This window comes from Bacillus sp. FSL K6-0994, assembly GCF_038630815.1.
Lineage (GTDB): Bacteria > Bacillota > Bacilli > Bacillales > Bacillaceae > Bacillus > Bacillus safensis.
In genome coordinates this window covers 3,177,216-3,190,133 of record NZ_CP152043.1, presented here as the reverse complement: position 1 = coordinate 3,190,133, position 12,918 = coordinate 3,177,216, and the positions used below count along the sequence as shown (strand labels likewise).

The following is a 12,918-nucleotide window of genomic DNA, read 5'->3' as shown; positions in this document are numbered from 1 at the left end:
TTATCGGCTTTTTTGACCTAGATAGAATTAAAATAACAGCAGTAATCCGGCAATAATAGGTGTTAACAGAACAGCTGATTTCAATAAGAGCTTCGGTGCAAGGCGTGTGAATTTCGCGCCGATAAATGCGCCTAATACGGTGCCAATTAATATTTGGATCAGCAAGATAAAATCAACATAGCCCTCTGAAATATATCCAATTCCACCGCCGATGGAAATCGGAATAATGACAAGCATGGTCGTGCCAACGGCTTGCCTTATCGACAGCTTCAGTAAAATCAAAAGTCCTACTTGAATGAATGGTGCAGACCCGATACCAAACATGCCTGACAGCATCCCAGACACAAGGCCTAAAATAATGCCTCTTGTCATCAGCTGACGAGAAGAAAGCGGCTGCTGCTCAGCCTCTTCATTAAGAACAAATAGTTTGATCATCATAAAAACAGCGGATAAAAAAAGCATCCCTGCTGTTAAATAGTGCAGACTCTCTTCTGGAATAAAAGGAGCAACCTTAGCCCCAGCAAAAGAAGCGATACAAGCAAGTGCCCCGACAATCAAACCAGATTTCAGCTGAATGTTCCCTTCCCGGTAGTGGCTGTATGCACCTGATAGTGTCGTAAATGCCATAGCGGCTAATGACGTCCCGAGTGCGGTATGAATAGGGATATCAAAAATTAATGTAAGCAATGCGATGACAAATCCTGCCCCGCCTGCTCCTACAAAACCTAATAAAATTCCTAATAAAAGCATCGTCAAGATAATATACATAGCGAAGACTCCTTCTCAATCATAACAAAATAAAAATTACACCTAATAAAATGATTCGTCAAGCCTTCACGGGAGAATGTCTTTACATGAAATCCCTTCTTCTGGCATATAATAACTCAGGTCATCAGGAAGAGTTGAAGAAGGAGGCCAAATATGAAAAAACAAGTCGCATCTATTATGGCAAGTGTCGTTCTCTTAATAAGTGCAGGTGTGATGACGCATAAAGAGGGAACTCATGCGGAGTCACCGCAAGCAGCAGCTGCAATGGCTGGACAAGCTCAATCAAGTGATAAGGCGAAAGAGAATGGGATGGAAAAGATCGAGAAAGCCTATGACCTTATTTCAAATGAATATGTAGAGGAAGTGGATCGGCAAAAGCTGCTTGAAGGCGCGATCCAAGGAATGCTTTCGACTTTAAACGATCCGTATTCAGTATACATGGACAAGCAAACCGCAAAGCAATTTTCTGATTCGCTTGATTCTTCCTTTGAGGGAATTGGGGCAGAAGTGGGGATGGATGAAGGAAAGATCATTATTGTCTCCGCCTTTAAAAAATCCCCTGCGGCAAAAGCAGGTCTAAAGCCGAAAGATGAAGTCATCAGCATAGACGGTGAGCCGATGAAAGAAAAAAGCTTAAACGATGCTGTACTGAAAATAAGAGGAAAAAAAGGAACGTCTGTCGCCTTAACAATCAAACGAAACGGGATTGAAAAAGAGCTGACGTTCCATATCAAACGAGAAGAAATCCCGCTTGAAACAGTGACTTCCTCTGTAAAAGAGGTAAATGGTCATAAAACAGGCTACATTGCGATCTCCAGCTTCTCTGAAGATACGGCGAAGGATTTCACTTCAAGCTTGAAACAGCTCGAGAAAAAGGGCATAGAAGGCCTTGTACTGGATGTGAGAGGAAACCCTGGTGGCTATCTGCAAAGTGTGGAAGATATTTTGAAGCATTTTATTACGAAGGATCAGCCCTATATTCAAATCGCAGAACGGAATGGCGACCGGAAACGGTATTTTTCAAAACTGAAAGAACAAAAGCCTTATCCAGTCAATGTCTTAATTGATAAAGGCAGTGCTTCCGCTTCGGAAATACTTGCTGGGGCCATGAAAGAAGCTGGAAAGTATGAAGTCGTCGGTGATGTCTCCTTTGGAAAAGGAACTGTGCAGCAGGCGGTTCCGATGGGAGATGGAAGTAATATTAAATTAACGCTGTATAAATGGCTCACGCCAAAAGGCAATTGGATTCACAAAAAAGGGGTCGTACCGACAATTGCGATTCATCAGCCGGATTACTTTACCGCAGGTCCGCTTCAGCTAAAAGAACCGCTTCAGCTTGATATGAACAATGAAGAAGTGAGACAAGCGCAGACGCTGTTAAAGGGATTGTCATTTGACCCTGGCAGAGTAGATGGATACTTTGATGAAGAAACGAAAAAGGCCGTACTTGCCTTCCAAAGCACATACAATCTCGATAAATCAGGTGTCATTAATTTGAAAACAGCGGAAATGATGAACAAAATGGTGGATGAAGTGAAATCATACGAAAAAAATGACCTTCAATTACAGACTGCACTAAAAGCACTATATCTTAAAAAATAAAGAGGCGAATAATAGCCTCTTTTTTTTGGTTCATAAGTGTCATGAACATGTAATAATTTATGATTAAAAATAAATTATATCGAGAAATATATTCATTTATTTTACAAAAAACATAACATTCCTTCAATTTTACCCGATAACATATGTATATAAGAGACTTTCTGTTGATTTAAACATGTCATGAAAATGAAACTTTTGAAAGTTGTATGTTACATAAATAATTCTTACAATAAAAAGTAGCACTCATTTTAAATATTTTATTTTTTGCGGATATTCAGCTTGAGCATGAAGCTGTACCGAGGTTTGCGCTTTTCTTAAAAGAACTAGTAAATGGGGGTACACAATTGAAAAGGGCAAGTATTGTGAGAGAGAAAAAATATTACGAGTTGGTAGAGGAACTTAAGAGTCGTACGAAAGATGTGACGTTTTCCGCTACAAAGGCATTAAGTCTGCTCATGCTGTTAAGCAGGTACTTGGTCAATTACACAACGGTAGAATCAGTCGACGAAATCGATGAAGACTGTGCTGAGATATACTTCAATTATTTAATGGATAATCATAAGAGACTTGGTATAAACTTAACCGACATCAAGAGGTCGATGCAGCTGCTCGGCGGCATACTAGATGTAGATGTCAATCACTACTTAAAAGATTTTTCACTGTCGAATGTCACACTTTGGATGAATCAGGAGAAATAAACCTGATGTCAAGCATCGATTTATTTGATAGAATAAGAGAAAATGCTTGACTTGGGCGGTGAACGATAATGAGCTCGGAGTGGATGGGAGCTGGATTAAAAGCGGTCGGTCTGTTTTTAATCCATCCTCTTTTTTATTTCATGATATTAATCAGCCTATTGCATGGCTACATCCGCGTAAAGCGGGAGAGAAAAGCGTTTCAAACAAGAATAGAAGATGTATACGATGAACTTAAATTTACATATTCAAAGGGATGGATTCTAGGGATTTGCCTATCCGTTATTTCAGTAGGCTTAGGGATTGCCCTCCCCCCTGGATTCATCGTGCTGATTGCAGCGATGACCATCGTTTTCTCTTTATTCTTTAAGGCGAGTGCGCTTTCGTCTGCATACACACTCGGTTTCAGTTTTATTGCGGCACTTGGACTGATGCATTTCCAAGTGAGTCATTCTTGGCTGCCGCAGCTCTCAATGATGAATGCATCAGCCGTTGTCATTCTGCTAGGACTTCTATTAATGACGGAGGGGATTCTAGCCTATCGAACGGCGCATTTACGTACATCGCCTGCTATGGTGATGAGTGCGAGAGGACTTTTAATTGGTCAGCAGCGGGCAAACCGTCTGTGGCTTTTACCGCTTGTTTTGCTGATGCCGGCAGGTGAATTCACTTCTTCTCTGCCATGGTGGCCGGTGCTTCAAGTACATGATCAAAGCTTTTCATTTATTTTGATTCCATATATCATCGGATTCGGTCAGAGAATTCAAGGCTCACTGCCAATTGTTAGTATTCAAATTACAGCGCGGCGTATTCTCATGCTCGGACTCGCTGTCGCCTTATTAGGTGCTGCAAGTATTTGGTTTGAACCGATTGCTTGGGGAGCTGTATTGATTGCGGTGATAGGAAGAGCCTTTCTCTCATGGAAACAGAGGGTCAATGACAATGCTGCTCCGTTCTACTTCTCTAAGCGTAATCAAGGGCTGATGGTGCTGGGGATTATTCCAAATACACCAGCGGCTGATTTAAAGCTTGAGATCGGAGAAGTCATCACAAAAGTGAATGGAATTGAAGTCAAAACCGTTTCGGAATTTTATGAAGCCCTTCAAACCAATCGTGCTCTAACAAAGCTCGAGATCATTGGCTTAAATGGTCAGACAAGATTTGAGAAACGTGCTTCTTACGAAGGGGAGCATCATCAGCTTGGCATCCTGTTTGTGAAGGATGATCCACAGCAAGAACCAACGGCAATTTCATCTTAAAAAAAGCTGCTAGAGATGGCAGCTTTTTTCTTTTGGGCGCGCTTCTTTCCCGTAGGATTCGCCCCATTCACGCATGGCGAAGATGATAGGCTTTAATGTATTTCCGAGAGAAGTGAGTGAATATTCGACACGAGGGGGGACCTCCTCATAGACTTCTCTATGGACAACGCCGTCTTGTTCAAGCTCACGCAATTGCAGTGTGAGGACACGCTGAGAAATTCTTGGCAGCAGCCGGCGCAATTCATTGTAGCGTTTTGGTCCGCAAGTCAAATGATAAAGGATCACTCCTTTCCATTTCCCTCCGATGACACTTGTCGTCACTGAAACGGGACAGCCATGATTGACAATACTGACTGGATTGGATGGTGCACTCATCTTAACACTCCTTTCTAAGACAAATTTGGTGATACACGAACAAGATGGTAACTAACGAACAAAAATGTGCGTACTTGAATCACTCGAAGCTTTTCTTATACCATAGAGATATCACATCACACATTCGGGCTGTTGTTTTTTTATCATAACAATTTCTAAATGAGAATGGAAAGAAATTGGATTGATGAAACTAACGCCCTAATTGGTTAATAGAAAGGATGAATACAATGCGAGACAAAGAGCAATTAAAAAAAGAAATCATTGAGGCGTATGAGTTCCGCCATGCGACAAAAGAGTTTGATCCAACGAAAAAAATACCAGAGGATGATTTTGCATTTATTTTAGAAACAGGAAGACTTTCCCCAAGCTCTGTAGGGTTTGAGCCTTGGAAGTTCCTCGTTGTTCAAAATGAAGCATTTAGAGAAAAATTAAAAGAGTATACATGGGGAGCGCAAAAGCAGCTTCCTACTGCCAGCCATTTTGTGATCATCTTGGCAAGAACAGACGCCCGTTATGATTCAGCATATGCAGAATACATCAACAAGCAAATCAAAGGAATGTCAGACGAAACGTTCGAGATGGTGAAGGGACGCTACCAAGAATTCCAAGAGAATGATCTTCATTTGTTAGAAAATGAACGTACGCTCTTTGATTGGGCTTCAAAACAAACGTATATTGCCCTTGGAAACATGATGACAGCTGCTGCACAAATTGGCATTGATTCATGCCCAGTCGAGGGATTCAGCTACGATGAGATTCATCGCATTCTAGATGAAGAAGGGCTGCTTGAGGATGGCCAGTATGATATTTCTGTCATGGCAGCCTTTGGTTATCGTGTCACCGAGCCAAAGCGCGGCAAAACGCGCCGTCCAATGGATGAAGTAGCTGTTTGGATTCGTTAAAAGAGAATGTCTGAAAAAGGATGTTGACAATTGCGTGGTTAGTCAGTATATTTAAAAAATAAAATCTTTGATGAATATACAAATTGACTATAAACGCTTTGACTTGAGAATAGTAGATGAACATCCGTTTTTTTAAGAGAGCTGCGGGTTGGTGCAACGCAGTAAAACGAATCATTGAACTCGCTCAAAGAGCGGTAAGACTGAATGAATAGTAAGTCTTTACGTGTGACCTCCGTTAACGGGTTTTAAGTTGGATTCAGCTATGGCTGAATCAATTAGAGTGGTAACGCGGTTGCAAGGTCAGTCGTCTCTTCAAGGAGATGACTGGCCTTTTTATATGTTTTTATCCTATATTTGTCTGAAGATTCAAATTTAAAGGAGCTATAGAAAATGGAAAAGGAACATGTGCAGTTAAAACGAACAATGACGTCAAGGCATATTATGATGCTCGCACTTGGTGGTGCAATAGGTGCTGGTCTGTTTAAAGGAAGCAGCTCCGCTATTGATATCGCAGGTCCTGCTGTCATTTTGGCATATATGATTGGTGGTCTTATTTTATTATTTATTATGCAAGGACTTGCCGAAATGACGGTTGCACGACCTGGCGCAAGAACATTCCGTGATTTAATTGAACCGGTGTTAGGGAAATATCCGGCTTATTTCTTAGACTGGATATACTGGAAAATGTGGGTGCTGAACATTGCAGCAGAAGCAATCGTATCTGCGATCTTTATTCAGTACTGGTTCCCACAGGTGCCGATTTGGATACTTGTGTTAATCATTTCACTTGTTGTGACATTGATCAATGTTTGTTCTGTTAAAATGTTTGCTGAGACGGAGTACTGGTTAGCTTCTATTAAAATTGCTGTCATTATTTTATTTATTATCATTGGGTTAACCATGCTGTTTGTCTCATTTGGTCAGCATGCTGCACCGGGATTATCCAACTTAACCGACCACGGAGGATTTTTCCCGAATGGAACAGGCGGCTTAATTGCGGCCATGCTTGTGGTGGTGTATTCATATGGCGGGACTGAAATGATCGGGGTCACATTAGCAGAAACAAAAAACCCTGAAAAAGTCATCCCAAAGGCCATTCAAAGTACATTTGTACGAATCATCGGTTTCTATGTACTGCCGTTCTTCATCATCGTCAGCTTGATTCCCTGGAATCAAGTAAACAATGAGCAAGTGAGTCCATTCGTCACCGTGTTTGCAACGATTGGCGTGCCATACGCAAGTGACATCATGAACGGTATCATTTTATTAGCGATCTTGTCTTCTATGAACTCTGGGCTGTACGCATCCTCAAGGGTACTTTATACGCAAGCGATGGATGGGCGTATATGGAAGGGCTTCTCAAAGCTATCAAAACAGCAGGTGCCTGTCAGAGCGATCCTAGTGTGTACATCTACATTGTATGCTGCTGTATTGATTTCTCTTTTTGTAGGAAGTCAAACCTTTAATTATTTAATGGGATCTTTAAGCTATACGGTCTTATTCATTTGGTTTATTATTGCTGTCGGTCATTTAAAATCTCGAAGTGTAGCAGAACCAGGAGGATATCGCGTGAAGCTGTATCCTTTCACAACATGGTTTTCTGTGATTGCGATCATTGCCATTTTCATCGGCGTTGTGTCAACAACTCCAATTGTCCAAACGATGGTCACAATGGGCATTTATCTGATTATTACTCTTTCTTTCTTCATCAACAGAAAGCGGTTTGAAACAGCTGTTTGATTTAAAAGCGTGCAGGACGTTCTCAAGAAGGTCTTGCACGCTTTTTTTGAGATAGTATTTCGTGAATGAAGCATTCAGCTCTCCCTTTTGAAAAATAGAATATGTGATGAAAAAGGGATTAAAAATAGTGGTTGTTAAGAAGACTGTTCAAATGTAGACAGCTGATTCTCATAGGTAGTCTTCATCTCTTTTGTTATTTGGTTGGCACGTCTTCAGTGAAAGGAGTATTTGGCAGCTGAATGATGGCTGTCGTACCAATGCCAGGCTCAGATTGAATGTCGAATGTTCCATGATGTTTTTTGATGATTTGATAGACAACGGCTAGTCCAAGGCCAGAGCCGCCATCCTTTCTTGTTCGTGCTTTATTTACACGATAAAATCGCTCAGAAACATGTGGAAGATCTTCTTTTGGAATACCGCTGCCTTCGTCGGTCACTTTCAATTCAGCAACACCTTGGTGAACTTGTAATTCAATCGATATTGATTTCCCAGATGGCGTGTAATGAATGGCATTGTCCAGTAAATTACGTATCACTTGTTGGAGACGGTCGCTATCACCATAAACAATACAATCCTCTTCAAGCGTTCGTTTGAAAGTAATGCTTTTTTTGTCAGCGATGAATGCCATTTGATCAAGAACATCGTGGATGAGCTGTGCAAAGACGACTGGCTCCATCGTAAGTGGATAAGAGTCACCTTCTAACTGTGCAAGATCTAAAAGATCGTGCACAAGCCGGCTTAAACGTGTGGCCTCATCTTGGATGATTTGCATCCCCTTTTTTTGATCAATGACCCCTTCTTCAATTCCTTCTGCATAGCCTTTCATATAACTTAAAGGCGTTCTAAGTTCGTGAGAGACATTCGCAAGAAATTCCCTGCGGTGCTGCTCAACTTTTTCGAGGGTTGAAGACAGTTTATTAAAGGAGCGGCTAAGCTGGTTTAACTCGTCTCCTTTTTTGGTTACGGCCATTCGTTTTGAGAAATCACCAGATTCCATTTCCATTGCAATTTCTTTCATTTTATTTATTGTCTGTACAATGTGATTGGAGCTCTTATATCCGATTAAAAATATCAGGAGCAGAATCAATGAGATGGATATAGCCAGCGTCAATCTAATTTGGACAAAGGGTTCATATACATCTGATAATGGCATGGAGAGGAAAATAGTTCCCGATAGATCATCATTGCTTGAGAAAACAGGGATGGCGATGCCAAGAATATCTTGGTGAAACTGTGGGTGTTCTCTAATTAACACGACGGTTTCACCTTGAAGGAGCTTTTGGCGTTCCTTGAACGTAATGAGATTATCATTTGTGTTCGTATCAAAAGGAAGACCGCTTGAAAGCTCCATTGGATCATCTGTGAAAATAACGTTCGCCTGACTTGAGTCATTTGCCCATTTCATTCTGTCGGTAAAATACTTGTCTTTCCCGTGTGTGTGATAGATTTCTGCAAGCTTCTTACCTTGCAAACTTAAGGAATCAATCTGTTTATCAATATATAAGTGCTGGTATAAGTAAAAGGTAAGGGCAAGCGCTGAGGCTGCAACGATTCCGATCACTGCAAGAATTAAGAAGAGTACTTTCTTTTTAATCGATAATGGCTTCATTCTTCCTCCTCAAACTTATAGCCGACACCCCAAACGGTTTTAATATATCGTTCTGCTTCCTTTAACTTTAGTCGCAGCGTTTTGATATGTGTATCGACTGTTCTTAAAGAGCCGCTCATTGAATGTGATTCCCACAATTTTTGATAAAGGTGTTCTCGTGAAAACACTTGTCCTTGGTTGAGCAAAAGAAACATGAGTAAATCAAATTCTCTTCTTGTTAAATTAACGGGCTGTTGATGGAGGTAAACTTGTCTGCCATCTTGATCAATCTCCATGTCACCAATCTGTATTCGGTTGCGCTTTAGCGAAAGACCTCTAATTCGTCTCAGGGTTGTTTCAATTCTTGCTGCAAGCTCACGCAGACTGAAAGGCTTCATGATGTAGTCATCCGCTCCAATTTCAAGTCCTCTAATACGGTCCTCTTCATAACTCCTCGCTGTTAAAAATAAAATCGGTATTTGAGATGTTTGTCGAATACGCTGACAGACTTCAAATCCATCCATGTCAGGCATCATGATATCTAATACAACAAGATCAACAGATTCCTTTTCAAGCTGATGCAAGGCATCTTTTCCATTATTCGCAGTGATAATGTGAAAGCCATGTCTCTTTAAAAAAGATCCGATTAACTCAAGCATATCAAGCTCATCATCTACGATTAAAATACGCATTTGTTCCTTCATTTCTTTTCCTCCAACACGATAGCGTAAGGTCCTGATGGGACATTCAGTTGATTTTTCATGATAAATGAGTGTTTATCGATGATGGATACTGAATTGTCATCCAAGTTACTCACATAAATTGATGACGTATCAGCAGTGATATAATTCGGATTTTGACCAGTTTCAACAGAAGCAAGCTGTTTATTTGTTTTGGTATCTACTTTGTATAGCGTATGATCTCCATGACATAGTACATATAAAGTAGAAGAATTTTTCTCTGGAAAAAATGCAACAGGCATAACGCCTAGCTTTATTTCTCGCTGTTTCTTGCCTGTTTTAGGGTCATAAGCAAAAATACTCTTATTTAAGGTGCCTTGTTTACCATGACCGCCGATCCAAATGGACTGTCCATCAAAATGAATCCCAGAAGGCCGTTCAAGTACAGAAAACGTACGTATATTTTTTTCCTTTTCAATATCTATGACGGAGACAGTATGACTTTCTGCATTTAAAACAAATAAAATACCTGACGAAGAAAGAGTCATAGAAGAAGGTGATTTTCCAGTTTTTACAGTCGATTTTATTTTTTTGCGCTCCGTATCAATAAAATAAACGACATTTTTCTGTGAGTTGGCAGCGATTAATGTATGAGAAGCTGCATCATATGTAAGGGAAGTCAGTCCTTTATCCACATTCATATAATCTGCTGCTGTCCCGTGTTTTAGATTAATTTCGATAAGGGATTCTCCCTCTTTACTAGTAGCGATGATGACGTCTTTATTGATTTGAATAAGATCAGTGAGTGGGTGTTTTAAATCCACAGAAGAGAGCATTTTATTTTTTTGTATATCAACTATTGAAAAGGAGGCTTTTTTTAATTGAGAGATGACAGCGATGGATTGAGAGCTGCCTGGCGGCGTAAATTGCTGTTCTTTTCCACAGCCTGTAACGAATAAAAGTAGAGCTGATAAACAGATCAAAACATATTTCACACGTTCCATTCTTCCGCTCCTTTGCTTTCTCTATTTTCAAAATCATACCACAAAAATTGTGAAAAAAAATTGAAGTTATCTATGCTGAAAGAATGAAAAAAAGCTTTTAGGTAAGTGAGGGAGACCATTTGTACCTGAAGTTCCTTTTTTGTCTGGATCATATGCCATTTTTTCTTTCTTAAAAGATGATTTTCAGGATTTGATGGATGCACTCGCTATAGTTTACAGTGATACAAATGACGAAAACTCCCCGCTCTAAAGAAACATAGAGCAAGGGAGTCATTAGGCGGAATGTTCGGATGATGGGGAGGTGGATTTGGTTCTTACACGTTGAGATAAAAAGAAACCAAGAATGCCTGCACCCATTAATACAATAAATAAAGATTGAAAACCACTCATGATCCCAATCAATGTAGACGAAATGATACTGCCAAAATATCGAAAGGTAGAGAAAATACCAGATGCTGAACCAGATAAGCTTTGATCAACAGACGTTAAAGAAGCCATCTGCATACTGGTCATCCCAATACCTGATGAAATTCCACCTGCGACAAGTGTCACGATAAGCAGAGGTAAGGTAGGGTACTGACTCAGTGTGATTAACATGATGCCTGATAAAGTGAGGCAGAGAAATGAAAAGCCAATCATTTTTTTCGCGCCTTTTTTCGGATGGAGTCTTGCCCCTAACAAGCCGCTAATAGACATGCAAAGAGAAAATACTGATAGAATAATACCGCTTTGTGTATGAGAAAGTGCAAGTTGTTGCTCCATAAACAGCGGCATAATCAGAAGGATGGCATACATCACAAAATTACTTAGCATGATTGACAGGTTCGCATTTGTAAATGAACTGTTTTTAAAAAGTGACAAATCGATGATCGGATTTTTTACTTTCCGTACATGTTTAAAGAATAAAGGAATCACGATCAACGCTAGAATTCCATAGATCAAGTATTCATTTAGCAATTGGCTTTTAGTGCATAGAATGAGTGTGGCAATCCCGATGGTTAAGTATATTGAACCAGTGATGTCTACATTTGCTTGTAAGCGGGTATGCTTTGTTTTCGGAATGAGTAATACGCCGGTAACAAGTGTAAGGAACAAGAATGGGATATTGACAAAGAATATAGAGTGCCAATCAAAACTCTGAATAAGAATCGAACCAATAAAAGGTCCAAGTGCGGCACCAATACCGGCTCCAAATCCAAAATACCCCATTGTTTTAGACAGTTTTTCGGGGGATACTGTTGCACGAATCAATGCAATGCTATTCGGTGTTAAAATAGCACCGCCAGCTGCTTGAATGGAACGAAAAGTGATGAGAAAAGCTAGATTAGGAGCTAAAGCACATCCAATTGAGCCAATTAAAAAGAGCATGACCCCAATTAAATACATTCGCCTGTGTCCGTATATATCTCCTAACTTACCAGCGATAGGTTGAGTGACTGCCATGACAATAAGGTAAATCGTGACAACCCAAGTGATGTTTGCAAGAGATTGATCATAATAAGTTGATATGGATGATAGAGCGACAGCGATCATCGTTGAATTGACGGGAACTAGTATAGCTCCAAGCAACAAAGAATAGATGACGAAACTCTCTTTTTTTAACCTCAATGTGTATACCACCTTTTGTAAAAAAGAAGAATTCCACCCTTTAAGCGGGAGAAATTCCTCTCATGAAAATGTGTGTGCATATTTCAATAAAATCTTCTTTTTGTGTGAGAACGAGTTGAAAATCTTGCTCTAGCTGCTGAATGAAAAATCCGAAATACGTACTAATGAAGATGTCTGCATAAATGTCTTCATTTCCTTTTAATACATGATGCTCGGCACCCATCTTTTTGAAATATTGTATGAGCATTTCTCTCAGTTCTTGAGGGTAAATCTTTTCATGACTGGTTAAATCCTTAAACATAGCCGGTTCTCGCATGCTGATATAAATAAATTCTTTTTTGGAAGTCAAATCTTCAAGGAAATAGGTACCGAGAAACTTCAAATCGGTGTATAAATCGCCTTTGAATTCTGCTTCTAGGATTTTTGTCGGTGTTGATTTCATTTTCATAATGGCAGCAATGACGCCGCGTTTGTTTTTAAAGTTGCGAAAAATAGTTGCTTCACTCACATTCGCTTTTGTCGCTATTTCTTTGGTTGTTGTTTTTTGATAGCCCTTTTCAGTTAATAAATCCATTGTTGCGCGAATGATTCGTTGATTTGTAGATTTTAACAAGCATACTCACCTCAGGTTATGAATGTGTTTGCAACAAAGTAAGTATACCGATAAAACCTATGGCCGCCAATATCATCCAAAATG

At 40.0% G+C, this 12,918-nt stretch carries 12 protein-coding genes and 1 other annotated feature; of the genes, 5 read left to right on the top strand and 7 right to left on the bottom strand.

The window, feature by feature from the left end; all coding sequences use genetic code 11:
* Nucleotides 1-27 precede the first annotated feature (27 nt).
* Nucleotides 28-768, bottom strand: a complete 741-nt coding sequence (locus tag MHB69_RS16705) for a sulfite exporter TauE/SafE family protein (protein ID WP_024423598.1) — start codon at nucleotides 766-768, stop codon at nucleotides 28-30.
* A 153-nt stretch (nucleotides 769-921) separates the two neighbouring features.
* Between MHB69_RS16705 and MHB69_RS16700 the strand changes: the two genes are divergently transcribed.
* The 3 genes from MHB69_RS16700 to MHB69_RS16690 all read left to right on the top strand — a co-directional run bounded on the left by MHB69_RS16700 (nucleotide 922) and on the right by MHB69_RS16690 (nucleotide 4,324).
* On the top strand, nucleotides 922-2,370 hold the full coding sequence (locus MHB69_RS16700; protein WP_342495789.1) for a S41 family peptidase: 1,449 nt from the start codon (nucleotides 922-924) through the stop codon (nucleotides 2,368-2,370).
* A gap of 344 nt (nucleotides 2,371-2,714) precedes the next feature.
* Nucleotides 2,715-3,068, top strand: a complete 354-nt coding sequence (locus MHB69_RS16695) for a swarming motility protein SwrAA (protein WP_007500014.1) — start codon at nucleotides 2,715-2,717, stop codon at nucleotides 3,066-3,068.
* 68 nt (nucleotides 3,069-3,136) lie between these two features.
* A complete protein-coding gene (locus MHB69_RS16690) occupies nucleotides 3,137-4,324 on the top strand; it encodes a PDZ domain-containing protein (protein WP_024426241.1) in 1,188 nt (395 codons plus the stop codon).
* A gap of 9 nt (nucleotides 4,325-4,333) precedes the next feature.
* On the opposite strand, the gene MHB69_RS16685 is transcribed toward MHB69_RS16690, so the two are convergent.
* Nucleotides 4,334-4,699 carry a winged helix-turn-helix transcriptional regulator gene (locus tag MHB69_RS16685; RefSeq protein WP_024423595.1) on the bottom strand — a complete coding sequence of 122 codons (366 nt, stop codon included), beginning with the start codon at nucleotides 4,697-4,699 and terminating at the stop codon, nucleotides 4,334-4,336.
* Between the two features lie 227 nt (nucleotides 4,700-4,926).
* Here MHB69_RS16685 and MHB69_RS16680 point away from each other — a divergent pair, with 227 nt between their 5' ends.
* On the top strand, nucleotides 4,927-5,601 hold the full coding sequence (locus tag MHB69_RS16680; protein ID WP_024423594.1) for an NAD(P)H-dependent oxidoreductase: 675 nt from the start codon (nucleotides 4,927-4,929) through the stop codon (nucleotides 5,599-5,601).
* Between the two features lie 89 nt (nucleotides 5,602-5,690).
* Nucleotides 5,691-5,916: a binding site (T-box leader), on the top strand.
* Between the two features lie 75 nt (nucleotides 5,917-5,991).
* A complete protein-coding gene (locus MHB69_RS16675; RefSeq protein WP_070326073.1) occupies nucleotides 5,992-7,341 on the top strand; it encodes an amino acid permease in 1,350 nt (449 codons plus the stop codon).
* A 193-nt stretch (nucleotides 7,342-7,534) separates the two neighbouring features.
* Here MHB69_RS16675 and MHB69_RS16670 read toward each other — a convergent pair whose 3' ends face one another.
* The 5 genes from MHB69_RS16670 to MHB69_RS16650 all read right to left on the bottom strand — a co-directional run bounded on the left by MHB69_RS16670 (nucleotide 7,535) and on the right by MHB69_RS16650 (nucleotide 12,834).
* Nucleotides 7,535-8,950, bottom strand: coding sequence for a HAMP domain-containing sensor histidine kinase (locus MHB69_RS16670; protein WP_101676519.1), 1,416 nt, complete (start codon nucleotides 8,948-8,950; stop codon nucleotides 7,535-7,537).
* On the bottom strand, nucleotides 8,947-9,633 hold the full coding sequence (locus MHB69_RS16665) for a response regulator transcription factor (protein ID WP_101676518.1): 687 nt from the start codon (nucleotides 9,631-9,633) through the stop codon (nucleotides 8,947-8,949). The genes MHB69_RS16670 and MHB69_RS16665 overlap by 4 nt, the downstream gene beginning before the upstream one ends.
* Nucleotides 9,630-10,613 (bottom strand): YncE family protein, encoded by a 984-nt coding sequence (locus tag MHB69_RS16660; protein WP_144496408.1) that lies wholly within the window; start codon nucleotides 10,611-10,613, stop codon nucleotides 9,630-9,632. Before MHB69_RS16660 ends, MHB69_RS16665 begins: the two co-directional genes overlap by 4 nt.
* A gap of 273 nt (nucleotides 10,614-10,886) precedes the next feature.
* On the bottom strand, nucleotides 10,887-12,221 hold the full coding sequence (locus MHB69_RS16655) for an MFS transporter (RefSeq protein ID WP_101676515.1): 1,335 nt from the start codon (nucleotides 12,219-12,221) through the stop codon (nucleotides 10,887-10,889).
* Nucleotides 12,222-12,261: 40 nt separating this feature from the next.
* Nucleotides 12,262-12,834 carry a TetR/AcrR family transcriptional regulator gene (locus MHB69_RS16650; RefSeq protein WP_034281062.1) on the bottom strand — a complete coding sequence of 191 codons (573 nt, stop codon included), beginning with the start codon at nucleotides 12,832-12,834 and terminating at the stop codon, nucleotides 12,262-12,264.
* Nucleotides 12,835-12,918: the final 84 nt, after the last annotated feature.